Source organism: Kurthia senegalensis (genome assembly GCF_000285595.1).
In the GTDB taxonomy this organism is placed as follows: domain Bacteria; phylum Bacillota; class Bacilli; order Bacillales_A; family Planococcaceae; genus Kurthia; species Kurthia senegalensis.
The window spans coordinates 731,119-755,074 of the sequence record NZ_HE611064.1 but is presented as its reverse complement, the minus strand read 5'-3'; the positions used below and the strand labels follow the sequence as shown (position 1 = coordinate 755,074).

Below are 23,956 nucleotides of genomic sequence, written 5' to 3'. Positions count from 1 at the left end.
TCTTATTTTAGCGGTGAATGTAATAGGCGAGAAAAAACAGTCTTTTTTCATAATGAAGAAAATGTAGAAACAAGTAATAAGGAGGGGGTTACTAAAGGATATTTAAAACAAAACAAAAAAACACCCTTCTACAAAATGTATGAAGGGTGTTAGCCATAACTTATTTTTTAGTGAATAGTGAAACGATGTAACCAATCACTGCACCGATGATTGCTGGAATTAACCAACCTAAGCCCATATCGAATAGTGGCATAACACTTACGAATGATTCGTACCATTGCGGTGTAATTTTTGCGGCAGCTAAACCATCATATAGTGACCAAATAGCTGTTACGAGCATACCGAACAAGTAAACCCAGCGGCTATCGTTGAACCATTTCGATACTAATGTAAGAAGCATTAATACGATGGCTGGTGGATAGATGAAGAATAATACTGGTAAAGAAAATTGAATTAATTGAGCTAAACCGATATTTGCGATGAACGTTGTGAATACAGCGAAAATCCAAACCCATTTTTTATAAGAAAGTGCAGGAATGATTTTGGCGAAGTATTCTGATGCCGCTGTTAGTAAACCAATTGATGTCGTTAAACAGGCAAGAACGATAACGGCTGTTAATAAAATGTTTCCGAATTGACCGTAAAGAACGTTTGCTGAATGTGTAATAATGTCGGATCCTTCGCTAAATGCTCCGATCGTTTGGAAACTTGAAGAGCCGATGTAACCTAGTGATAAGTAAACGAGTGCTAAACCGATTGCTGCGACGAATGCTGCGAAAACCGTCGTTTTAATGACTGCTGATTTTTCCGTTACATTTTTACCTTTTAATGCTTGGATAATCACAATCCCGAAAATTAAAGCAGCTAAGAAGTCCATCGTTAAGTAGCCTTGTTTGAAACCTTCACCGAAAGCGTTGTCGATGTAGCTACCAGTTGCAGGACCTGAACCGTCCATTGGTGTTACGATGGCTTTGATTGCAAGTACCGCAATTACTAATAGAAGTAACGGCGTTAAAATTTTACCGACGCGGTCAATTAGTTTGGTTGGATTTAATGCAAAGAACGTTGTAATTAAGAAGAAGATGACTGTGAAAATAGCAAGTGGCCAAGCGTGTGCCGCTGTTGCATCTGATAAGAAAGGTTTCACACCTAATTCGTATGACACTGTACCTGTACGAGGTAGAGCGAATAGCGGTCCGATTGTTAAATAAACGACTGCTGTGAAGAAAATACCGAATATCGGATGGATTTTACCAGCCATATCTTCGAGTTCGCCGCCTGATTTTGCGACTGTGATGACACCGAGTAATGGAAGACCGACGCCTGTAATTAAGAAGGCGATGATCGCAATCCAAAAGTTTTCACCAGATTGTTGACCAAGTTGTGGGGGGAAGATGATGTTACCTGCTCCGAGGAATAATGCGAAAAGCATAAACCCTACGGAGACTTTTTCTGAGAACGAAAGACGATTCATATGTATTGCAGCTCCTTTAGTTTAAAACTTCTTAATTTTCTGACTAATTAAGCCGAAAGAAAAGGGAAGTTATATTTTTACTTAAATAGTTTGTTTTGTCTGAATATTTTAATTAATGTGTTATTAAAAGTACTTCAATATACTAACATGAATAAAATAAGAAAGAAACGTTTATTTTTCTGAAAACAGAAAATAAGCTCGATAATCTTGAAAAAACAAGTTAAGTAAGCGAAAAATAACATAAATAAGATTAGCTTCACATAAAAAAACGAGGAAAAAATCAAAAAAAGGAGAAGCTATATATTGCATGTTACAAATTTATACGAGCACGTACTTCCTTACTAAACGACATAGTAAAAGGTATGGATGAAAAAGTAAACATACGAAAGAAATCTAAATGTAGGAGTATGAACATGCAATTTTAAAGAGAGAGAAAGTTACTATTTAAATAGGATGAAACTACGTATTCACATTGTATAAAAATGCTTATTTTAATACATAATGAAGAAGGAGGAGAGCAATTAGTGAAAAATAGTAAATTCTTGTCTGTCTAGGATGTAAACTGTTCTTTTACATAAATCATGCTATAATATAAAATGATTTAATCTGTTATTTAACAGCGAGTATAAATAAGAATTTTTACGTATAAAAACGTTCGAGAAAATACGGGTCGTTTTCGTGAGAAGGAATTTTCATATGATATAGAAGGAAAGGAGGATTCTGTTATTAGATAAGCGATGTATTGGACGGTATGTCATACCTTTACATAAAGTATGTTGAAACACACATATGCGTTTATCCATATTTTGAATAACAGACGTAAGCATGTTGTTTTACTGGTCCTTATTAGCGGCATTTATAGCATCGATTTTATTTACGCCGCTCGTTAAACGACTTGCTTTTCGTATTGGAGCTGTTGATAAACCAAATTATCGTAAAGTCCATGCGAAAATCATGCCTCGTATAGGCGGTTTGGCAATCTTCTTGGCCTTTCTAGTCGGCGTTCTTGTCTTACTTCCTACGAATGAAGCGATGATTCCCATTTTGATTGGGGCATTCATTATTATCATTACGGGTGTACTAGATGATATGCTAGAAATATCAGCGAAAGCGAAATTTTTAGGGCAAACAATTGCCGCAGCAGTTATTATTTTTTACGGACATATTGAAATAGATTTCATCAACTTACCGTTCGGTGGTGTGATTGATTTTGGTTATTTAAGCATCCCACTGACATTAATTTGGATTGTCGGCATTACGAATGCGATTAATTTAATTGACGGATTAGATGGCCTTGCTGCCGGCGTATCAACGATTGCATTAGTGACTCTTGCTGCGATGGCATTTATTATGGGAAATACGTTCGTTCTTGTGATGGCTACAGTGTTAGCTGTTAGTACGATCGGCTTCTTATTTTATAACTTCCATCCCGCAAAAATTTTCATGGGTGACACAGGGGCTCTATTTTTAGGGTTTATGATTTCTGTACTAGCGTTACTCGGATTTAAAAATGTTACGTTCGTATCATTAGTTATTCCCATCGTCATGTTAGGTGTTCCAATTTCAGATACTTTCTTTGCTATCGTGCGTCGTTTATTAAATAAACAACCACCATTCCAACCAGATAAATCGCATTTGCATCACCGCTTGCTAAGCATCGGATTTACACATCGTCAAACGGTCATTATTATTTATGGCATTGCGATCATGTTCGGTTTAGCTGCTGTTATTTTCTCTATGGCAAAACTATGGGGTGCGATTTTATTAATTCTCGTTTTATTAATTGCGCTTGAGTTGTTCGTTGAAGTGATTGGTCTTGCAGGAAGTCGCTACAAGCCCTTACTGAAACTCGTAAAAAAAAGTAAATCGAAAAGATTCAGACGATGATTCGTCAAATTAATTCGTAAAATAAAGGTTGTTTCATCTGAAAAAAGCTGAATCGACAAAAAAACCTCTCACCAGTCGGTGAGAGGTTTTTTTTATGGAGTAGTCGTTGTTGAGGAATCTGATGTGTCGATTAGTGCATCGTCGACAGGTAAGCCAAGTTGTTTTTGCAACGTTTGTCTCGTATCGAGTAAGCTTTCATCATTTACTTTGTAGTAGTAAATACCAGTAGACATATCGTCTGCTCCTTTAAGTGTAAGAGAGTCAATATTTGGAATTCCTTTTTGCATGTAAGCGAACAGAGATTTCATTTCAGAAAATGTCATATTCGTTTGCATATTATTGCCGACTGCTTCAAGTAGATCATCATATTTTGAGAAAGAAGAAACGGTTGCTGATTTTTTCGCAATTGCTTGTAAAATCATTTGTTGACGCTTCCCACGCTCGATGTCGCTATCTTGGTGACGTGTACGTGCAAGCGCAAGTGCTTCTCGACCATTGACGGTTTGCTTGCCTGGTAATAAGTGAACCGTACGTTTATCATTTTCATCTAATTCGTTGATCTCGTAAGGAACGGTTACTTCAATACCGCCTAGTGCGTCTACGATGTCGATAAAGGCATCGAAGTTGACACGGTAATAATAATCAATCGGGATATTCAGCATGCCTTCAACCGTTTCGATTGAAGAAAGAATACCACCGTAAGCGTGCGCATGAGTAATCTTATCGTTGTAACCGACTGTAGGTATGTATACGTATGAATCACGAGGGATACTTAGAAGTTTAATGGATTTGTTCTCGTTGTTTAATGTGGCAACGAGAAGCGCATCCGAACGAGAGTTTCCTTCACCTTGTGCACGTTTTTCACTATCGTCAATTCCGATAATTAAGATCGAAATATTGTCGGAAAGAGGTTCGACGTTTTCAGTTCGTAAATCCGATTTTTCACGCCCAACTTCCATATAAGCATTGTCGACCGCTTTTTTACCTGTGTGGTACAAGTAATAAGCGTAAGTGCCGCCAACTGCTAATAAAAGAATAAGTATGAGTAGTAACACTTTCCATAAACAGCCACCTTTTTTCTTTTGTGGCTGTTTTCCTTCTTGACGTTCACGTTTCTTTGTTTTTTTTGATTTTGCGTGAGATTTTGGCTTTGGACGTTGTGCGTTCGTGCGAGAATTTTGCCCGGAGCCTTGTCTAGATTCCGCCATATCCGATCTCCTTTGTGAGAAATTTAATTGATTTTTATAAATAATTGCAACGCGTTTAATTATACTATGACATAAGAAATCCGTAAAACGTATTTATGTACGGTCAAATTGTAAGAAAAGACGTTCTAAACAACTGATTTTCGTTTGTCCATTGGATAGCTCGGTCATCCAATTTATGAAAGTTTGTTCTTCTTCGGCGGGGACGAATACATGGAATTCTACACCTTCAGTGTATAAAATTTCTTCTAATAAATAAGAAGAATTTCGGATATTATTTTCAAGTTTACCGAGTAATGTATAGTCTGCTACGACTTTCATTTTGACGTGTTGACGACGTTCTACAACACCAGCTGCTGCGATGCCAAGTGTCGTTGCTTTTCCGTAAGCGCGCACGAGGCCTCCCGCACCAAGCTTAATACCACCGAAGTAGCGTGTAATGACGATGACTGTATCTTGCAACTGTTGTTTCTTTAAGACGTCTAATATAGGAACGCCTGCTGTACCGCTAGGCTCTCCGTCATCGTTTGCCTTTTGAATTTGGTTATGTTCACCAATTATGTATGCTGAGCAGTTGTGAGTTGCACTACGATGTTCCTGCTTAATTTGTTGGATGAAGGAAAGGGCTTCCGTCTCATTTTCAGCACGTGCCGCATGGGCAATAAAGCGAGACTTCGATATGACTAATTCATCAATAGCAAATTCTTTTATTGTTAGGTAATTATCTCTCATTTTCTTTCTCCTTTCGATGTCTTGTAATAAAAATGATACATTTGTCATTTTTATTACAATAGTTTTTTATATTCTTTTAGCACAAAGATGTTATAATTGTTATATATACCTTTTATTCTGAGATGTCAGTACTATAAAAGTCTACCATACATTTGGTACACGAAATAAGGAGTATAGATATGCCTAAAGGAAATAAGATTGACGTTAGATTACTTGATAAAATTTTCGACAGTATGGTCGATACGATTGATGCATCTAAAAATGATATTTTTATCATTAGTGAACAATCGCGTCAATCGTTCGAAGAAATGAAAAGCGAGTTGCAACAAGTACGTCAAAAGTTACAAAGTGTTATTCAAGAAAATGATATGCTAGAACAACAAGCAAAGCAAGCGAGAAGTAACTTAGCAGAAGTATCACAAAATTTCCAAACATATACAGAAGAGCAAGTACATGAAGCGTACCAATTTGCCAATTCTATCCAAGTTCGTCATTCTGTCGTGCAATCAGAAGAAAAGCAATTGCGCGAGCGTCGTGATGATTTGGAACGCCGTATGCGAGGATTACTAGACACGATTAATAAGGCAGATCATCTTGTAAATCAAGTGAATGTCGTTTTGACTTATTTAAGTGATGATTTAAGAGATATCGGTCCAGCACTTGAAAATGCAAAAGTAAAAGAGAATTTTGCGATTCGTGTCATTGAGGCACAAGAAGAAGAGCGAAAGAGAATTTCTCGAGAAGTACATGATGGCCCAGCACAAATGTTGGCAAATGTACTACTAAGAACAGATTTGATTACACGTTCGTATGATGAAAAAGGTGTAGAAAGAGCAATCCAAGAATTAAGAGATTTAAAAGGTATGGTTCGCGACACTTTACATGAAGTAAGACGTATTATTTATGACTTAAGACCAATGGCGTTAGACGATCTTGGCATTGTACCGACGTTGAAAAAATACTTAAATTCCGTGCAAGATTATAATGAAGGAACAGAAGTGTATTTTGTGTCACGTGGGAAAGATCGTCGCTTACAAACAAACTTTGAAACTGCTATTTTTAGACTTGTTCAAGAATGCGTGAACAATTCAATTAAACATGGACATTCAAAAAATATATCAGTAAACTTTGAATGGCTAGAGGAAAATGTTACTATTTATATAAAAGATGATGGTATCGGATTCGATACGACGATTACGAAACAGAACTCGTTTGGTATTGTCGGTATGAAGGAACGTGTAGAATTATTGGATGGTACGATTGTTCTACAGTCCGAAATCGGAAAAGGCACAACAACTATGTTTAAAATCCCATTGAAAACGGGAATATAACCTTTTGTATAGGTACTAGAGGAGGAAATAACTATGACAAAAATTATTATTATTGATGATCACCAATTATTCCGCGAAGGCGTTAAACGTATTTTAGACTTCGAAGATAGTTTCGAAGTAGTAGCTGAAGGTGATGATGGTGTAGAAATACTTCCTCTTTACGATGAATTTCAACCAGATGTTGTCTTAATGGACATTAACATGCCACAAAAAAATGGCGTAGAGGCAACTGCTGATTTAATCGAGAAATATCCAGATGCGAAAGTAATTATCCTTTCAATTCATGATGACGAATCTTACGTTTCTCATGCATTAAAATCAGGTGCTTTAGGCTATATGCTTAAAGAAATGGATGCAAACGAAATCGTAGATGCAATTAAAATTGTTGCAACAGGCGGTTCTTATTTACACCCTAAAATTACGAAAAATTTAGTAGCAGAATACCGTCGTTTAAGCGAACGTGAAAACAAAGGCTCATTCCACCAAACTGAAATTCGCCGTCCATTCCACTTATTAACGAAACGTGAATGTGAAGTTTTACAATTGTTAACAGATGGACAATCAAACCGTGCAATCGGTGAAACATTGTACATTTCTGAAAAAACGGTTAAAAACCACGTATCAAGCATTTTACAAAAAATGAACGTTAATGACCGTACACAAGCAGTTGTAACAGCGATCAAAAATGGTTGGGTAGAAGTACGCTAATTTATAGAATAATTATATTTATTTTAATAGGATGAATAAAAAAGCTATTTGCATGAGCAATCGCACATGCAAATAGCTTTTTATTATGAAACATACATTTGTTAAAAAAAATAGTGATATTTGTCATGTTCGATTTGCCTTTTGTGTCATATTTTTATAGAATTGAACTACATGTAGAGGAGTGAAACAAATGGCAACTGCAATTGTAACGGACAGTACAGCCTACTTAACGAAAGCTGAACTTGAACAATATACTATTCATATGGTGCCACTTACGGTCGTCATTGACGGGGAAACATATGAAGAAGAAGTAACATTAACTGCCGATGATTTTTATGATAAAATTCGAGGCGGTAAAAATTACCGACTTCAAGCCAACCACCAATCGGTAAGTTTGTTCAACTATTTGAAGAATTAGCGAAAGATTACGATGAGATTGTGACAATCCATCTTTCAAGCGGCATTAGCGGCACGTATCAAGGCGCACTTTCTGCAGGAGATATGGTAGATGAAATTGACGTATACGGCTTCGACACAGAAGTAGCCTGCTATATGCAAGGAATGTACTCTATCCATGCAGCGAAAATGGCTGCGCAAGGCGCGACTGCAAAAGAAATCATTGCTCATTTAAATAAAATGAAAGCACATGAAAAAGACTTTATCGTCGTAGATGATTTATCTCATCTACAACGAGGGGGTCGCTTATCAGCAGCTTCTGCTTTAATCGGAAGTTTGTTACAAGTGAAACCTATTTTACATTTTAAAGATAAAGTAATCGTGCCATTTGAAAAAGTACGTACACAGAAAAAAGCATTAAAACGGGTAGAAGAAGAATTAGCAGCAGACGTTGCACGACATGGTGCATTAGAAGCGACTGTTATTCATTCGAATTGTGAAGAGAAAGCAAAAGAATGGATGGAACATTTGCAGCAAGAATTTCCGACTGTGACGTTCCACTTATCTTATTTCGGTGCGGTTGTCGGAACGCATTTAGGTGAAGGGGCTTTAGCAATGGGTTGGTTCCCTAAAAACGTTTAAAATAAAAAAATGTGAGAAATTTGTCGTATTTCGACAAAAAACGAGTGACAATTCCTCCGTAAACGATTATTATTGTGTTTATACTAAACAATATCTTAAAAAATGGGCGTTCCTAGCACAGGCTAGGGACGCTTTTTTTCGTTCTTTTTTCAAGTACAATGAAATGAAAAAAGGAGAAACGTCATATGGAACATTCAGTACAAGAATCATTGCAAACGGTACATGATTTTTTAGCAGGGCGTATTGTTACGGGAGATCGTCTCCCTTTTTCAAATGAATTGTTGCAACGAGCAGAGGCGAGTGGCGTTATTTTAAAAAAACAAGGTGTCATTAAAAAAGATGGGAAGTGGCATTGCCAAAGGTGTCATTGTCCGGATGCGTCAGCGTATGTAACATTCAACTGTGCAAAATGCAATCAACGATGTGCATATTGTCGTCATTGTATTCAAATGGGTCGTGTCGCTTCTTGCGATGAATTACTACTGTGGGGTGGGGATGACTTGTACGAAGCGAAGCTACATACGTTTCACTGGCAAGGTCAATTAACAGATGCACAAAGTCGCGTGACGAACGAATTAGTAGAGAGTGTCAAACAAAAGAAAGCACGTTTGATTCATGCGGTATGTGGTGCGGGGAAGACGGAGATTTTGTTTGAGAGCATGGCAGTCGCTTTGAACGAAGGGTGGCGTGTATGTGTCGCTACGCCGAGAACGGACGTCGTACTAGAATTGTTTCCGCGTTTCCAACGTGTTTTTCCAGACACCGACATTCATGCGTTGTACGGTGGTGCAGATGTGAAGCCTTCTTTCTCCCCACTCATCGTTACGACGACACATCAACTGTACCGATTTGAAGAGAGCTTTGACATCGTATTCGTTGATGAAGCAGATGCTTTTCCATACAGCTATGACCGTTCGCTACAACTCGCCGTACAAAAGGCAGTGAAAAAAGACGGGGCAATCATGTATGTGACAGCGACGCCTACGTCAGCTCAGCGCATAAAAGCGACACGCAACGATGCTTATTCATTTATTCCGCGACGATTTCACGGTTTTTGATTTACCCGTACCGACGATGCGCTTTTTGCCATTTTATAAAAAGCAGCTCGTAGCATCACGTATACCGAAAGTGTTAGAAAGACAACTAACGTCTTGGTTGAAAGATGGTAAGCCATTTCTTTTATTCTTCCCGACGATTGAATTGATGGAACGGACAGCACCTCTTTTCGAACGAATCGATGCATCGATTACATTCGTTTATGCGAATGAGCCGAATCGAAAAGAAAAAGTACAAGCGCTGCGAGATGGAAAAATTGCCGGTTTGTTGACGACGACGATTTTGGAGAGAGGGATTACGATTCCAAATCTTCAAGTGGCGGTACTTGGGGCGGAGTCGACGATCTTTACGAGCAATGCGCTCATTCAAATTAGCGGTCGTGTCGGTCGTTCGGTAGAAAATCCGGACGGGGACGTTGTTTTTTATCATCACGGTATTACGAAAAGTATGGATGAGGCGATCGCTGAAATTAAGCGGTTGAACGGGTTGTAGCTCATGAACTGTTTATTATGCGATGCTCTACTAGAAGCGATTCCGACGTGGGGGGATTTTTTTAGGAAAAGACGGCAGCAAAGCGTTTGTGAGAAATGTATGGCACAATTTGAACGAGTGGAAGAGCAGCCATACGAAAACGTACAAGCACTTTACTATTATAATGATGCGATGCAGTCGTATTTATTTCGATATAAATTTTTGAAAGACTATGTAGTCCGAGTCGTTTTTGCCGATGTATTACGTGAGACCTTGAAAGCGTATAAAGGATATACAATCGTGCCGATTCCAATGCATCCAGACAAAAAGCGAGAGCGTACATTTGCGCACATCGACGAATTGTTGGAAGCGGCAAGTGTCCCTTACGTTCATTTACTCGAAAAAACAACGACGGCATCTCAAAGTGAAAAGACGAAAGAACAACGAGAAAATAGTCGTATATTGTTTTGCCGAAATACTATACAATTAAAGAAAAATAGACCAATTTTAATCGTGGACGACATTATTACGACTGGAACGACGATTCGACATGCGACGCACGTATTGCGACAAGCAGGTTTCGAAAAAATCGACGTACTCGTTTTAATTTCGGCACGTACGTAATAGAAAGGGGACGAACAAACAATGGGTGAAGTAAAGAACTGTCCGATCTGTGGGCAATTATTTAATGACATTGGTATTCGTGACGTTTGTGGAAACTGTGGAGCAGATGAAGAAAGAAAATACGAGGAAGTTTATCGCTTTTTACGTCGCCGTGAGAATCGTGCTGCTACAATTGAGCGCATTGTCGAAGCGACAGGATGCACGGAAGAGATGCTTCATAAGTGGGTGCGCAAAGGTCGTTTACAGCCAGCGCTTTTCCCGAATTTAGGCTACCCTTGTGATAATTGTGGCAAGCTGACACAAACAGGAAAGCTATGTGAAAGTTGCTCGACGAATCTCCAAAAAGATTTAAACGTCTTTGAAGCGGGAAGAGAATTTAGAGAAGGTGTTGCACGTCGTGAACGCGGCACGTATCTTTCAGAAAAGACGAAACGCTACTAATACTATGTACCTTTTTAAATTTTGTAGTTATGGTATATAGGACTAGATGTTTAAAAGTGACATAGTAAAACTTTCTCTTTTCGAAAAAAATGCTTAACATCTCCTATTTCTCTCCGAAATAACGGGTAAGTATTCAAAAAGAAGTAGAGGGGGTTCCAAGATGAAAATTCAATCATACGGTGTTTCAAATATTAATCCATATCAAGCGCAACAAACAAAAGCATCTGCGGCGAAAGCAACGAACAAAACTTTTAAAGACCAACTTGAAATTTCTTCACAGGCAAAGGATTTACAAGGTGTTCAAGGTTATGAAGCAACACGTACTGAAAAAGTAGCGGCGTTGAAAGAACAAATTCAAAGCGGAACTTACCAAGTTGATTCGAAAAAACTTGCGCAAGATTTGTTGAACCATTACCGTCGATAACGTAAGGGGAACAGACAATGTCCGTACAAACGATTCAATCAATTATGACGAAACTAACGATTATGCATCAAAGCCTTTTGAAATTAGAGACGAGCAAAACAGCTCTGATTACAGACGGTAATATAGATGAATTGAATAAAGTGATCAACGACGAACAAACGCATATTTCGGCAATTGCTCAGTTAGAAGAACAACGTCAAAAAGCAGTGAATGTCTTTTTCAATGCTAAACAAGTGACGGGTGTTCAACCGACGATGACAGAGCTGCTTGCGCGCATTTCAAATGAAGCGGACAAACAGCAGTTGGCAAAAGCGAGAGATGGTTTATTAACGGTCGTGACACAACTGAAAGAAAAAATGATTTAAATCAAAGCCTTTTGTACAACTCACTTCAAGTTGTTAATATGTCGCTTGACTTAATGCGCCCACAAGAAGCGAATTTCAATTACGGAAATGAGCAAGGCGTACGTAGCACGGCTTCAAAAGGACGATTTGATTCACAAGCATAAACGTTAAAGTGCGAAAGCATTTTAACGTTTTTTGTTTTTTACTTTAATTTTTTTGAAAAAGACCGATTATAGTAACAGTAATGAACGACGAAAATATTTATATAAAATAGGAGGAAACGAAATGGGCATTTCAACATTTATGGGCCTTGAAACGAACAAACGTGGTTTAAGCGCACAGCAAACTGCTTTATATACAGTAGGGAATAACATTTCGAATGCGAATACGATCGGCTACACGCGCCAACGCGTTAACTTGGCGGCGACGTCAGGTTACCCAGGCATCGGCCAAAATACGCCGATGTTTGCAGGTCACTTAGGTACAGGTGTTACATCTGAATCGATTACACGTATACGCGATACATTTATCGATAAGCAATACCGTCAAGAAACGAATAACTTAGGCTACTGGACACAACAAACGAATTCGATTAGCCAAATGGAAGACATCATGTCAGAGCCTTCAGAATACGGATTATCAGCTGCTTTCGAAGACTTCTTTTCATCGTGGCAAGAACTAGCGAATTCACCTTCTTCTTCTGCAGCACGACAAGTTGTGTATACGAAATCGGCACATTTAGCTTCCTCATTTAATTATATGAGTACACAAATGACGCAAGTCCAAACGAATTTAAAGTACGAAGCAATGAATACAGTGAATAATGTCAATTCCATTTTAAGCCAAATTGCTTCTCTTAATAATCAAATTAAAACAGTCGAACCGAATGGCTATATTCCGAATGAATTGTACGACCGACGTGATTTATTATTAGATGAATTAGCAGAGTACATGCCGATTAGTACAGAAAATGTACAATCAGGCGGCTTAGCTGGACCTGATGCAGAAGGTTCCATGAACGTCTATTATGTAGATGCGAACGGTACGAAAAACTTACTCGTATCAACGAGCCAAACGCAAAAATCATTTGCGGCAACGGTATCGCTTCAAACATTCGATGAAACAGGTGTTGAGAAAGACCTTTCAGTTAGTGATACGTTTGAAGCAATCGGGAGCTTGAAAATTGAATTGAAAGAAACGTCATCAGAAAAAATGACGATGACACCAGCGACATTAGCTGCCGGTACAGTGAATACAGTTAATTTTGCAGGAGGCGCTTCAACAGTTGCATTAGGTATTACGACAGATGCGAATGGGACGATTACGGATGTGACGTATAACGGGAATTCTGTATTAGCTGATTTTAAAAACGGTTCGATTACGATACCAGGTGCGACAGCTAATGATCCAGTGATGACGTTGAAGCTAAACGTTTCGGCAGATCAAAAAACAATTAAAGATGCTTCACTTGAAACGACAACGACGACGTCTTCATCGAAAACGGATGTAAAAGATATGCAAGCAAACAAAGGATCAATCGTTTCTTATATTGATTCTTACGGAAAAGCAGAAGTGGCAAAAGATCTACAAGGAAATGTAACGTTAGATGCGAATGGCAAAGCAACGATTACAACGCATGGCTATTTCCATGATAAATTGGAAGACTTAAATAAGTTAGCGCGTGAATTTGCGAAACAATTTAACGATTTACATAAACTTGGCTATGGATTATCGGCAGACGGTACGACAGCATCTCCTCAAGGAAAAGCATTCTTTGAGGATGGTGTAGAAGTTACAGCAGCGACGATTAAAGTAAGTGACTTAATGAAAGATTTTAACAATATTGCAGCGTCCACAGCGAATTTAGAAGAGGGGAATGGCAAACAAGCATTAGCTCTTTCTAATTTAAGCAATAAACCTAATACAGGTTTGAACGAGGCATCTGCACAGAAATTTTACGAATCGATGGTAGCAGACGTTGGTACAGAAGGCGAAAAAGCTGTGAAAATGGAATACAATTCAGGTACGATTCGTTTAACGATTTCGAACAATCGTGATTCAGTGACGACAGTTTCATTAGATGAAGAGATGACCGACATGATTCGTTTCCAACAAGCGTACAATGCATCTGCCCGTATGGTGACAGTAGTCGACGAAACATTAGATAAAATTATTAATGGTATGGGCCGAGTTGGCTTATAGCGTGAGGAGAGAATAATATAATGCGTACAACTCAATCAATGCTTTCGAATACGATGCTCCGTAATTTAAATACGAGTTACAATAAAATGGGGAATTTACAACAACAAATATCAACAGGTTCTAAATTGTTACGCCCGTCAGATGATCCAGTAGGTGTCACGAAGGCGATGAGCTATCGTACACAGTTGAACCAAAATGCACAGTACGATAAAAATTTAGATACGGCAACGAAATTTTTAGATACGACAGATTCTGCATTACAATCCGTTTCAAGTGCAATGGCCCGTGTACAAGAACTTATTACACAAGCAGCAAACGACACGAACCAAACGATTGACCGTGAAAAGATGCTGACAGAAATTAAACAAATTCAAGCGGAAGTTCACGATTTAGGCAATACGAAAATCGGTGATACGTATATTTTCAGTGGGACGAGAACGAGTGAACCACTTTATAAAGATGGTGTAATGCAGTCACTACCAGGAATGGATCAATCCGCAACTCTTGAAATTTACAACGGGATTGAGTTAGATGTAAATACGACAGGTGCCCAAACGTTATTCAAGAAATTAGATACGGTATTTGCGAAAATTGAAACGGCACTTACCGGTACGAACGGTACGACATCTGGAGCGGATATTGGAGCGCTTCTTGGTGGTACGAACTCTGCGGAAGATAAAGCAAATGAAACGATTCAAGGTTCGATTGATTTAGTGCTGAAAGAAGTCGCAAATGTCGGAGCGAAACAAAATCGTGTCGATATGATGGATACACGTTTAGCTATGCAGAAAATTACGTTAACGAAACAACAATCGAATGTAGAAGATGTTGAGTATGAACAAGCGATTACGAATTTAATTACGCAAGAATCGATTCATAATGCGGCACTTTCTGTAGGTGGTCGTATTATTCAACAGACGCTCGTTGACTTTATTCGCTAATGAAAAGCTCGCCTCGTGCGGGCTTTTTTGAAAGGAGAGAATCGTATGAAAATAGATCGAGTGGACATTCGTACGACGGACCAAAAAGTAGAAATTCATTCAACACAACCGAAGCTTACGATGCATTCAAGTAATGCGAGAGTGAATATCGAACAACCTGCTGCAACGCTCGAAATTAGTTCGGAGGCAGCGAAGTTATTAATCGACCAGTCACAAGCGTGGCGAGATATGGGCTTATTTACACCACTTGAAGCCGGAAGAAACGCTGCACAAAAAGGATTGCAAGACGTCGCAGCTGGAACAGCGAGACGTGCAAGAGAAGGCGATCAAATGATGCATATCGAGTCAGGTGGCAATAAAGTGGCGCAAATTGCGAAGGGAAAACTAGGGATTGAACCGGTTCGTTCTGCAATTAAATGGATTCCTTCTGTCGATGCGGTGAAATCTACGTACGTTGCGGGAAGATTGGACATTCATATTACACAACATGCACCGCGATATGATGTTACACTAGGAGATATTCAAGGTAACTTTACACCGGGGACTGTGACAGGAACGACGGTACAACGTGCTTCTGTCGAGACGACCGTTATTAAGGGAGAATAAGTAAATGAACATTCAAACGAAATTTTTAGGCGAAGTAACGATTCAAGAACAAGCAATTATTACGTTTCCAGAAGGCATTCCGGGTTTTCAAGAAGAGAAGCAATTTGTGTTAATTCCATTAAATGAAGCATCGCCCTTCCTCGTACTACAATCGATTCATACACAAAAAGTAGGATTCATGGTAGCGACACCGTACGCATTTAAAAAAGATTACGCTTTTGATTTACAACAATCAGACGTAGAGAAGTTAGAAATTGAACGTGCGGAAGATGTGCTCGTTTATGGTATTTTGACGTTGAAAGATACGTTATTACAGTCGACGATTAATTTACTAGCGCCTGTCGTAATTAACGAGAAAAAACAAGTAGCGAAACAAATCGTTCTGCCATCAGAAGAAGATTTACTTCATTTCCCACTGAAATCAGTAGAAGGAAGTGTGAAATAAATGTTAGTGCTAACACGCAAAACGGGTGAGACGTTGATGTTAGGAGATGACATTCAAGTGAAGGTGATCGGCATCGATGGCGATCAAGTGAAAATAGGTATTGATGCACCGAAGACGTTAAAAATTTACCGTCATGAAATTTTTGAAGCGATTCAAAAAGAAAATGAAGCGGCATTAAATACGAATTTTGATTTAACGATGTTAAACGATTGGGAATAACAATATACGTTTCAAAGTGGAAGTCATACGTAATGTGTGACTTCTTTTTTTATGTGAAAATTATCAATGAACAATTCAATTGATATATTGAATTGACAGAAAAAAGAAGAATAGTAAAGAATGTTGCCGATAATGAAAGAGAGAATAATGATGAGAAGGTGGGTTCTATGAAACAGAAGAAATCAAAATACGTAGCAATTACACTCGCTGCAACGATAGCACTCAGTACCGTTGTAATGGAGACAGCAATCACGACGCCACAGCAAGTGACGACAGCAGAGGCAGCAATGCATACAAAAGCGAAAGCGGTACGTTCAAAAATTAAGGCACTAAAATGGGAACATACAACGTACCAAGCAGACGTGTCAGCAGCGAAAGCAGCATTTGATGCATTGACAACAGCAGAACAAAAATACGTGAGCAATGCGAAGCAACTAGCAGCGCATGTAAAAGTGGCGAATGCGGCAGCACTGCTTCAAGCGACGAATGCATTGCCGACTGCCGCTCAAATTAATGCCATTCAAACGTATACGATGACAGGGAACGTAGTCGACACGGTGTCGACTACGGATAAAAAAGGAAAAATAACGGTTCGTGGAGTGAACAAAACGTTAGTAGAGGCTGCACAGGCACTTGCTAACTTTCAAGTTGAATATAAAAAAGTAGCGACGACTGTTCAAGCGAGACAAATTTTAGCGAAACAATACCGTACGTATAATGTTCTCGTGAAAAAAGTGAAAGCGCAGCAAAATGTCGTCAACGCGCAATATTATGCGAAAAACTTTATTGATTTGTATGATGTATTGCATAATGGCGGCACGGTCGCAATCGAAGCGACGACGATTTCATCACGCAACGGCCGCTTTAAAATTGATTCGGACGTATACGATGCGAAAAAGGTGAACGGTGTATTTAGCGTGACGGATTCTAGTGGAGAAAATGTGCCACTGACGAATGATACGTTTACGATCGAGAACAAAGATGCGGATAGTTCGCCAGCGACGCTTTTCAATACGTATAAGCTGACACTTGAACAAGGTAAAATCGTCGTTACGAAAATAGAAGAGACAGCGACGATTCCTCAAACGACAGGATATGGGTTATCTACGAAAATGACCGTAGCCAATTATGCGAAACTCGTTGCGGGTACGACGAAATATTCAGATGCGCAAATTGAAGTTATTCAAAAAATGAAGACGGTGTACAATCGTCTAAGCGCAGCAGCAAAACGTACAGTAACAGCCGAGCAAAAAGCTTTTTACAATAAAATAACGAAAGAAGCGGCAGCACAGCAAACGTTAGAAACGAAACTCGTATCATCAAATGTATCAGGCGTTTCAAAAGAATTAACGAAACTACGCTATAAAAACGATTTAAATGCGTATGAAAAAGAAATTAAAGATGCACGTGCGCATTATAATGCTTTATTGCCAAAATATAAGAAAAAAGTGAAGGTATCGACTGTGAAAACGTTGAAAAATCACGAAGCGGCAATCGTCATCATGAAAGAAATTGATACGCTCGACGTGAGCAGCTTGGCAAAAAATAGTGATGATACGACAACGAAAGCATTGATTACGTCAATTAATGGATTAGAAGCAGATTATCAAAAAGCAGATCGTGCAGTGAAAACGCTCGTGAAAAATTATCGAATGTTCAAAGCGAATCGTCAACTTACTACGAAACAAACGAATTATTTTGAAAGCAAACCGGTAGTAGACACATTCGAAGCGAAATTAAAAGAATTGACTGGCAAGACGTCCGTTCGCTTCGTCGATCAATCCATTCAATTAGATGGGAAAGTGTATACGCTTTCGGTTGATAATCGTTCGAAAACAGCAACTTTCACAAACGGTGCTGAGAAGAAAGAAATCATAAGCGGTCAAGTTGATACGACAACATTTTCAAATTATGTCGTGACGAATAATCGGGGGAAAGTGTTTGTTTCAACGAAAGGGACACAAGCTGTACCAGTACTCGATTTTTCAAATGTAACGGTTGATACATTTGAGATGGCGACGAAATACACGTCGGAACAAATTACCAAAATTAAAGCGGCTGTTGCGGCGTACAATAATGCCCGAGCGAATGCAAAAGCGCGTCCCTTTATACTGACTGAAGACGTGACCGCTTTGAAGCAATATGAAACGGCATTACATCAACAAGTAAAACTAGAAACGACAATCGCAGAAAATCTTGTGAAAGAAGCGCTAGCGACGTACGATAACATTCAATTGAGTTTAGTCGATGGACAGATTGTGACGACACTGCCGACAAATATAGCAGCATATCAACAAGTGTTAGATGAGTACGAAACAGAGGCAATTATAAAAATAAATAAAGACATCGACCTTAACACACGTACGCTTAAAAAAGGTGAAACGATTTATTTATCAGAATTACTGTCTATTATTGATGGTACGAATACACCACAGCACCAAAAAGCAGAATCGCAAACGACTGCTGACATTGCTGTATCTAGTTTGACGCAACATATTGACGGGGACGACAAAACGATTGATGTGACGATTCAAGCGGCATTGTTGAAAGATGGGAAAGTAACACCGTACGGAAATGTATTAGCAGTGAAAACCGTCATGCCGACGTTAATGAGTATCGTTGCGATGAACAATGGAATAGAAGTAAAAGGGAATGTGGCAGCACAAACTGTTACATTACAAATGAAGCAAAATGAAGCGGTATCAAAAATTGTCGCTACATTTAATACACCGATGCAATTGCCAACTGGAACAGAAGTGGTTGTGAAAGTTGAAGAAAACTCGTATACGTACGGGACGGTTGCACTATCTTCGGATGGGAAAGTCATGACGATTACACCATCAGGTAATAACGGCACAGCAAGTGTAGTCGGAACGTCTACATTCCAATTAAAAGATTCGTCGCAAGTGTTAACTAAGCTACAAGATATGTATCACAATGCATACAATATCCCGACAATAACATTAGAAGTGACACAATAAATAAAAAAATTTTAAAAAAGAGTTAAACATTTCAAAAACGATTCGATATATACAATGTAAAGCAAGGAACTTGCTAAACAACTCCACAGGGACGTGGAAAATACAAACATTCAAGGAGGAATCTCACAATGAGAATTCAACACAATATTGCAGCTTTAAACACACACCGTAACTTAACATCAAATAACGCGGCAGCTTCTAAAAACTTAGAAAAATTATCTTCAGGTTATAAAATTAACCGTGCTGGTGATGACGCTGCAGGTCTAGCAATTTCAGAAAAAATGCGCGGTCAAATTTCAGGTTTAAACATGGCTTCTAAAAATGCTCAAGATGGTATTTCTTTAATTCAAACAGCTGAAGGTGCATTGAATGAAACTCACTCAATTTTACAACGCCAACGTGAATTAGCAGTACAAGCAGCAAATGATACAAACACTGATGATGATCGTACACAATTACAAGCTGAAATTACTCAATTAAATTCAGAAATTGATCGTATTTCAGGCGATACTGAATTCAATACTAAAAAGTTATTAGATGGTACTTTTGATGGTAATTTCCACATCGGTGCAAATGAAGGTCAAATAACTGCATTAAAAATTACTAAAGCAGATACAGCTACTTTAGCAACTAAGGCTTCAACAGTTGCTACACAAACAGACGCAGAAGCGGCTATTACTGCATTTGATACAGCAATTCAAACGGTTTCTACTAATCGTTCAAACCTTGGTGCTGTTCAAAACCGTTTAGAACATACTATCAACAACCTTGGTGCAACTTCTGAAAACTTATCAGCAGCTGAATCTCGTATCCGTGATACAGATATGGCGAAAGAAATGATGGAATTCACTAAGAACAACATCTTAACTCAAGCTGCACAATCAATGTTAGCTCAAGCTAATCAACAACCACAAGGCGTTCTTTCATTATTACAATAATCAATCAAACGCTAAAACGCTTAGACTTTTGTCTGAGCGTTTTTTTTTTTGAAATTTTTATCATACTGTAGAAAATATAACATTTTGTTAGGGAGGCTATATGATATTCGAAGTAGTTATAGTGTATCTTTCAAGGGGAATTTAGAAAATGATTTTATCATCTGAATTTTATTTATAACTAATTATTTTTACAATTTACTAAGTTGTCATAAGAGGGGAGTTTTCTAATATAGTAGTAAACAGTCTTCAATTAAGAAATTCAATAATAAAAAGGTTTAAGGAATATTTCAATTTTAGTCGTATAAACCGATATAAAAACAAAGATAAAAGAAAAATTAAAGGAGGTAGTAGTTATGGATGTTCTTAATTTAAAGTTAGAAAATATATCTAGTAATCCAATAAAAAATCAAAAAAATATGGAATCAGTCAATCATACAAATACAGTTAAGCAATTTTCGAAAAGTGGTATAGATATTTCTGAAATGACAGATGAACTAGGGAATCCGACAGAACAGGCATATCAAACAGCTGTTAATAAAATGAATGAGTTTATGGCACATAAGCAACGCAATTCTAAATTTGTTTTCCATAAAGATTTAGAACGTTATTATGTTGAAGTTGTAGATGCTAAGTCACAAGAAGTCATCAAAGAAGTACCGCCTAAACAATTATTAGATGCATATTATGAAATGCAGAAATTAGCCGGGAAAATTTTTGACACACAAGCATAAGGAGGGAAAATAATGGCAGCAGTAAATAGCACTAGTAGTTCACAAACAGCATATTCTTATCTACAATATAAAAATAAAATTGGTGGTTTAGTATCTGGAATGGATATTGATTCACTTATGGAAAAATTAATGAAAGCTGAAAGTGCTCAGATGGAGAAACTTCAGCAACAGAAACAAAAATATGAATGGAAACGTGATGCATATCGTGAGGTAAATACATCATTAAATACTTTCCGAACAGATACATGGGATAAATTTGGTCTAAGCAGTTCTTGGTCAAGTAAGACAGTAACGAGTTCAAGTTCTAAAGTTTCCGTGCAGGCAGGCAGTGCAGCAAGTGGTACGTTAAATATTGATCGCGCTACTGCAGCAAAATCGGCTACATCTACAAATCTTATTGGTAGTGCAGTTAAAAACTCTATTACACAACAACGTGTTAATGAAAATACAAAAATCTCAAACATTGAAGGTTTGAATTTATCGGGTCAAGAACTAAAATTGACAGTAGCAGGTCAAGAAACAGTAGTGTCTGTATCTTCTAATGATACACTGGGGGATTTAGTAAAACGTTTAAATTCTACTACTTTAACAATTGATGGTGAGGAAAAAACGGCTTTTAAGGCATCTATAACGGATGGTAAACTATCAATTAGTTCATCATTAGGAACGGTTACATCTAATGATAGTAGTACATTAGAAAATTTAAATATGTTAGGTATGAAGAATAATACGACTGCTTTAGGCAAGGCTTTAAAAGTAACAGATGTTGATGGTAAAGAGTTAGCTATTACTAAAGATACAAAGGTATCTGAATTAGGTCTTCCACAATCAGGGACACTAACTTTCAATATAGGCGATAGTAAGAAAACAATTACTTATGATGCTTCTGATGATACTATTGGGAAATTATTCGAAAAAATTAATGTAACAAGTACAGGAGAAAATGATCCGCAACTTAAAGCAACTTTAAATAGTTCTGGGCAAATATCAATAACTTCAACAGCAGGAATAGTTTCTCTTGAAGATTCATCTTTGAAAGAGAGTCTTGGTTTTGAAAATAAAGTTCAAAACAGTCAACGCTTATTTGAAAAGAATACAGACTCACCTGTTAACTCAGTAACACAAGGAACTACATTATTGAAGGAACTTGGATTTAGTTCTGATGGTTCATTCACATTGAGATCTATTCAGAATGATGGGTCGATGAAAGATACCGAAATTAAATATAATAGTTCAGATACAATAAATTCTTTAATGAGCAGAATTAATAGTGCGAATATAGGTGTAACAGCTATTTTTAACAATGGACAAATGAGTATCACATCAAATAATACAGGTGCGGCAAAAGATTCATCAGGACTTGATATACCTGAAGTGAGTTTGTTAAATTATAATGTTCAAGAAGGTCAACAAATATCAAATGCTCAAGGGTTATCATTATTTAATAAGTTAGGTATGATTAGTACAGCCAATGCAAATGGAGAAGTAGCATTAGCAGATGGTGGATCTTCAGCTAGTTTAACAGTTAATGGTGTGACTTATGAAGGTTCATCTAACACATTTAGTATTGCAGGATATACTGTCCAATTGAAAGAAGATATCACTTCAAGTGATAATGTTTCAATTTCTTCTACGTCTAATGTAGACGGCTCAATTGATAAGGTAAAAGAATTTGTTACTATGTATAATGATTTAATTAAATCATTGAATTCAAAAACAACAGAAAAGCGTAATGTGAGCTACGAGCCGTTAACAGACGCGCAAAAAGCTGAAATGACAGATTCTGAAATTAGCAAATGGGAAGAAAAAGCAAAAGCTGGATTATTAAAAGGTGATACCAATATTAGTAATTTATTAACGAAAATGCGCTCGATTTTAAATAGTGGAACGGGTGAAGAAACGCTATACAATATTGGGATTTCATCTTCGAAAAGCTGGTCTGATAATGGTAAATTGGAAATTGATGAAACAAAATTACGTACAGCACTTGAAAAAAATCCTGATATTTTAGGCAAGATTTTTGTTGGGACTACAGAGAATCCAGGAATTGTTAGTAAGATTCGTAAAGAAGCGCAGACAGCTATTACGAACATTGAAAAATCAGCTGGTAAAACTACAATGGTTGAAAATCAATATACGCTAGGCAGAAATATTATGTCATTGGATACAAAAATCAATGATTGGAAAGAACGCCTAAAAGACATTGAAGAGCGTTATTGGAATCAATTTTCTGCAATGGAGACAGCGATTCAAAAAGCAAATAACCAATCATCTATTTTCTCATCTTAATATGTATATAATTAAAAGTATGGAAAGAGTTTTTATTTAAAAGGAGTTGTTAGATTTGTCAGTACAAAATGCATACAATGCATACAAACAAAATAGTATTACGACCGCGTCCCCAGGTGAACTGACATTAATGCTTTACAATGGATGTATTAAATTCATTCATCAAGCAAGAAAAGCAATTGAATTACAAGATATTCAAAATCGTAATAAATATGTTCAAAAGGCACAGGCGATTATTTCAGAGTTAATGATTACATTAAATATGGATATTCCTGTTTCTCAAAATATGTTTGGATTATATGAGTATATGAATCGTCAATTAACGCAAGCGAACATTAAAAATGATGTGTCGATTTTAGATGAAGTGGAAGGGCTTGTTGTAGAATTCCGCGATACGTGGAAGCAAGTTATTCAAAAAAATCGTCAGCAACAATTTTCAGGGAATCAAGTGTAATGGATACGGTGAAACAATTCCTTTTATTATCGGAAAAGTTATATACGTACTTAGGACAAGAACCGGAAGATAAAGAGGATGCACGTGATGCGCATATTGCGTTCGTGCACAAGTTGTTGGATGCGCGTGGACAGACGATTGATCTGTTGCTTAAGGCACAGCCTAATCCGGTTATCGGTCATGAATATGAGTCGCAACTTCGGGAATTGGATGCGGGGATTTTGGAGCGGTTGAAGACGTTTAAACAAACGATCGCAATCGATATGAAAAACTTGCAGAAGACGAAGAAATCCGAAGTGCAATACGCGGACCCGTACAGTGCGGTGCGCACGATGGACGGCACGTATTACGATAAACGCAAATAAAATGAGCAGCTTCGATGAATAATCGGGGCTGTTTTTTTGTCGTTTGTTAT

Annotated in this window: 23 protein-coding genes and 1 pseudogene; 21 read left to right on the top strand and 3 right to left on the bottom strand. The window is 37.8% G+C overall.

Translation table 11 applies throughout. The features are described 5' to 3' along the window. Positions 1-160: 160 nt before the first annotated feature. Positions 161-1,474, bottom strand: a complete 1,314-nt coding sequence (gene brnQ, locus KSHG_RS04045) for a branched-chain amino acid transport system II carrier protein (protein ID WP_010302203.1) — start codon at positions 1,472-1,474, stop codon at positions 161-163. A gap of 828 nt (positions 1,475-2,302) precedes the next feature. Here brnQ and KSHG_RS04040 point away from each other — a divergent pair. Next, positions 2,303-3,361 carry a glycosyltransferase family 4 protein gene (locus KSHG_RS04040; RefSeq protein ID WP_026022500.1) on the top strand — a complete coding sequence of 353 codons (1,059 nt, stop codon included), beginning with the start codon at positions 2,303-2,305 and terminating at the stop codon, positions 3,359-3,361. Positions 3,362-3,453: 92 nt separating this feature from the next. On the opposite strand, the gene KSHG_RS04035 is transcribed toward KSHG_RS04040, so the two are convergent. After that, on the bottom strand, positions 3,454-4,569 hold the full coding sequence (locus KSHG_RS04035; RefSeq protein ID WP_010302198.1) for an LCP family protein: 1,116 nt from the start codon (positions 4,567-4,569) through the stop codon (positions 3,454-3,456). A gap of 93 nt (positions 4,570-4,662) precedes the next feature. Continuing rightward, positions 4,663-5,298 (bottom strand): YigZ family protein, encoded by a 636-nt coding sequence (locus tag KSHG_RS04030; RefSeq protein ID WP_010302195.1) that lies wholly within the window; start codon positions 5,296-5,298, stop codon positions 4,663-4,665. Between the two features lie 179 nt (positions 5,299-5,477). Here KSHG_RS04030 and KSHG_RS04025 point away from each other — a divergent pair, with 179 nt between their 5' ends. From KSHG_RS04025 to KSHG_RS03935, 20 genes and pseudogenes are all read left to right on the top strand, one after another. Then, on the top strand, positions 5,478-6,629 hold the full coding sequence (locus tag KSHG_RS04025; RefSeq protein ID WP_010302191.1) for a sensor histidine kinase: 1,152 nt from the start codon (positions 5,478-5,480) through the stop codon (positions 6,627-6,629). 33 nt (positions 6,630-6,662) lie between these two features. Next, entirely contained in the window at positions 6,663-7,337 is a 675-nt protein-coding gene (locus tag KSHG_RS04020) for a response regulator (protein ID WP_010302188.1), read from the top strand. Positions 7,338-7,527: 190 nt separating this feature from the next. Beyond that, a pseudogene (locus tag KSHG_RS16100) lies at positions 7,528-8,375 on the top strand (DegV family protein). Between the two features lie 185 nt (positions 8,376-8,560). Further along, positions 8,561-9,433 (top strand): DNA/RNA helicase, encoded by an 873-nt coding sequence (locus KSHG_RS18700; protein WP_010302180.1) that lies wholly within the window; start codon positions 8,561-8,563, stop codon positions 9,431-9,433. Then, complete coding sequence (locus KSHG_RS18695; RefSeq protein WP_010302178.1) at positions 9,393-9,923, top strand: DNA/RNA helicase; 531 nt, start codon at positions 9,393-9,395, stop codon at positions 9,921-9,923. The genes KSHG_RS18700 and KSHG_RS18695 overlap by 41 nt, the downstream gene beginning before the upstream one ends. A 3-nt stretch (positions 9,924-9,926) precedes the next feature. Then, positions 9,927-10,526 carry a ComF family protein gene (locus tag KSHG_RS04005; protein ID WP_026022499.1) on the top strand — a complete coding sequence of 200 codons (600 nt, stop codon included), beginning with the start codon at positions 9,927-9,929 and terminating at the stop codon, positions 10,524-10,526. A gap of 21 nt (positions 10,527-10,547) precedes the next feature. Then, positions 10,548-10,967, top strand: a complete 420-nt coding sequence (locus KSHG_RS04000) for a TIGR03826 family flagellar region protein (protein ID WP_010302172.1) — start codon at positions 10,548-10,550, stop codon at positions 10,965-10,967. 160 nt (positions 10,968-11,127) lie between these two features. After that, a complete protein-coding gene (gene flgM / locus KSHG_RS03995) occupies positions 11,128-11,391 on the top strand; it encodes a flagellar biosynthesis anti-sigma factor FlgM (protein WP_010302170.1) in 264 nt (87 codons plus the stop codon). Between the two features lie 17 nt (positions 11,392-11,408). Next, positions 11,409-11,756 (top strand): flagellar export chaperone FlgN, encoded by a 348-nt coding sequence (gene flgN / locus KSHG_RS16090; RefSeq protein ID WP_010302167.1) that lies wholly within the window; start codon positions 11,409-11,411, stop codon positions 11,754-11,756. 264 nt (positions 11,757-12,020) lie between these two features. After that, positions 12,021-13,937 carry a flagellar hook-associated protein FlgK gene (gene flgK / locus KSHG_RS03985; RefSeq protein ID WP_010302164.1) on the top strand — a complete coding sequence of 639 codons (1,917 nt, stop codon included), beginning with the start codon at positions 12,021-12,023 and terminating at the stop codon, positions 13,935-13,937. Between the two features lie 20 nt (positions 13,938-13,957). Continuing rightward, positions 13,958-14,878: a flagellar hook-associated protein FlgL gene (flgL, locus tag KSHG_RS03980; protein ID WP_010302162.1), complete on the top strand. Its 921-nt coding sequence runs from the start codon at positions 13,958-13,960 to the stop codon at positions 14,876-14,878. A 45-nt stretch (positions 14,879-14,923) separates the two neighbouring features. Further along, on the top strand, positions 14,924-15,484 hold the full coding sequence (locus KSHG_RS03975) for a DUF6470 family protein (RefSeq protein ID WP_010302161.1): 561 nt from the start codon (positions 14,924-14,926) through the stop codon (positions 15,482-15,484). Positions 15,485-15,488: 4 nt separating this feature from the next. Next, positions 15,489-15,929 (top strand): flagellar assembly protein FliW, encoded by a 441-nt coding sequence (fliW, locus tag KSHG_RS03970; RefSeq protein ID WP_010302160.1) that lies wholly within the window; start codon positions 15,489-15,491, stop codon positions 15,927-15,929. Further along, a complete protein-coding gene (gene csrA, locus KSHG_RS03965) occupies positions 15,930-16,148 on the top strand; it encodes a carbon storage regulator CsrA (RefSeq protein ID WP_010302159.1) in 219 nt (72 codons plus the stop codon). Between the two features lie 167 nt (positions 16,149-16,315). Beyond that, complete coding sequence (locus tag KSHG_RS03960; protein ID WP_010302155.1) at positions 16,316-19,129, top strand: hypothetical protein; 2,814 nt, start codon at positions 16,316-16,318, stop codon at positions 19,127-19,129. A gap of 128 nt (positions 19,130-19,257) precedes the next feature. Next, the gene (gene hag / locus KSHG_RS03955; RefSeq protein WP_010302153.1) at positions 19,258-20,067 is read left to right on the top strand and encodes a flagellin Hag; all 810 of its coding nucleotides are present in this window, start codon (positions 19,258-19,260) and stop codon (positions 20,065-20,067) included. Between the two features lie 353 nt (positions 20,068-20,420). Further along, a complete protein-coding gene (locus KSHG_RS03950) occupies positions 20,421-20,798 on the top strand; it encodes a flagellar protein FlaG (RefSeq protein WP_010302151.1) in 378 nt (125 codons plus the stop codon). 12 nt (positions 20,799-20,810) lie between these two features. Next, positions 20,811-23,087: a flagellar filament capping protein FliD gene (fliD, locus tag KSHG_RS17370; RefSeq protein ID WP_010302149.1), complete on the top strand. Its 2,277-nt coding sequence runs from the start codon at positions 20,811-20,813 to the stop codon at positions 23,085-23,087. Positions 23,088-23,142: 55 nt separating this feature from the next. Further along, positions 23,143-23,541, top strand: coding sequence for a flagellar export chaperone FliS (gene fliS / locus KSHG_RS03940; RefSeq protein ID WP_010302148.1), 399 nt, complete (start codon positions 23,143-23,145; stop codon positions 23,539-23,541). Continuing rightward, complete coding sequence (locus tag KSHG_RS03935) at positions 23,541-23,906, top strand: hypothetical protein (protein ID WP_010302147.1); 366 nt, start codon at positions 23,541-23,543, stop codon at positions 23,904-23,906. Before fliS ends, KSHG_RS03935 begins: the two co-directional genes overlap by 1 nt. Positions 23,907-23,956 lie beyond the last annotated feature (50 nt).

Bases quoted from the DNA above. Each gene is read 5' to 3' on its own strand.
- brnQ (WP_010302203.1), bottom strand. From the start codon at position 1,474: ATGAATCGTCTTTCGTTCTCAGAAAAAGTCTCCGTAGGGTTTATGCTT.
- KSHG_RS04035 (WP_010302198.1), bottom strand. From the start codon at position 4,569: ATGGCGGAATCTAGACAAGGCTCCGGGCAAAATTCTCGCACGAACGCA.
- KSHG_RS04030 (WP_010302195.1), bottom strand. From the start codon at position 5,298: ATGAGAGATAATTACCTAACAATAAAAGAATTTGCTATTGATGAATTA.
- KSHG_RS04025 (WP_010302191.1), top strand. From the start codon at position 5,478: ATGCCTAAAGGAAATAAGATTGACGTTAGATTACTTGATAAAATTTTC.
- KSHG_RS04020 (WP_010302188.1), top strand. From the start codon at position 6,663: ATGACAAAAATTATTATTATTGATGATCACCAATTATTCCGCGAAGGC.
- KSHG_RS18700 (WP_010302180.1), top strand. From the start codon at position 8,561: ATGGAACATTCAGTACAAGAATCATTGCAAACGGTACATGATTTTTTA.
- KSHG_RS18695 (WP_010302178.1), top strand. From the start codon at position 9,393: ATGCTTATTCATTTATTCCGCGACGATTTCACGGTTTTTGATTTACCC.
- KSHG_RS04005 (WP_026022499.1), top strand. From the start codon at position 9,927: ATGAACTGTTTATTATGCGATGCTCTACTAGAAGCGATTCCGACGTGG.
- KSHG_RS04000 (WP_010302172.1), top strand. From the start codon at position 10,548: ATGGGTGAAGTAAAGAACTGTCCGATCTGTGGGCAATTATTTAATGAC.
- flgM (WP_010302170.1), top strand. From the start codon at position 11,128: ATGAAAATTCAATCATACGGTGTTTCAAATATTAATCCATATCAAGCG.
- flgN (WP_010302167.1), top strand. From the start codon at position 11,409: ATGTCCGTACAAACGATTCAATCAATTATGACGAAACTAACGATTATG.
- flgK (WP_010302164.1), top strand. From the start codon at position 12,021: ATGGGCATTTCAACATTTATGGGCCTTGAAACGAACAAACGTGGTTTA.
- flgL (WP_010302162.1), top strand. From the start codon at position 13,958: ATGCGTACAACTCAATCAATGCTTTCGAATACGATGCTCCGTAATTTA.
- KSHG_RS03975 (WP_010302161.1), top strand. From the start codon at position 14,924: ATGAAAATAGATCGAGTGGACATTCGTACGACGGACCAAAAAGTAGAA.
- fliW (WP_010302160.1), top strand. From the start codon at position 15,489: ATGAACATTCAAACGAAATTTTTAGGCGAAGTAACGATTCAAGAACAA.
- csrA (WP_010302159.1), top strand. From the start codon at position 15,930: ATGTTAGTGCTAACACGCAAAACGGGTGAGACGTTGATGTTAGGAGAT.
- KSHG_RS03960 (WP_010302155.1), top strand. From the start codon at position 16,316: ATGAAACAGAAGAAATCAAAATACGTAGCAATTACACTCGCTGCAACG.
- hag (WP_010302153.1), top strand. From the start codon at position 19,258: ATGAGAATTCAACACAATATTGCAGCTTTAAACACACACCGTAACTTA.
- KSHG_RS03950 (WP_010302151.1), top strand. From the start codon at position 20,421: ATGGATGTTCTTAATTTAAAGTTAGAAAATATATCTAGTAATCCAATA.
- fliD (WP_010302149.1), top strand. From the start codon at position 20,811: ATGGCAGCAGTAAATAGCACTAGTAGTTCACAAACAGCATATTCTTAT.
- KSHG_RS03935 (WP_010302147.1), top strand. From the start codon at position 23,541: ATGGATACGGTGAAACAATTCCTTTTATTATCGGAAAAGTTATATACG.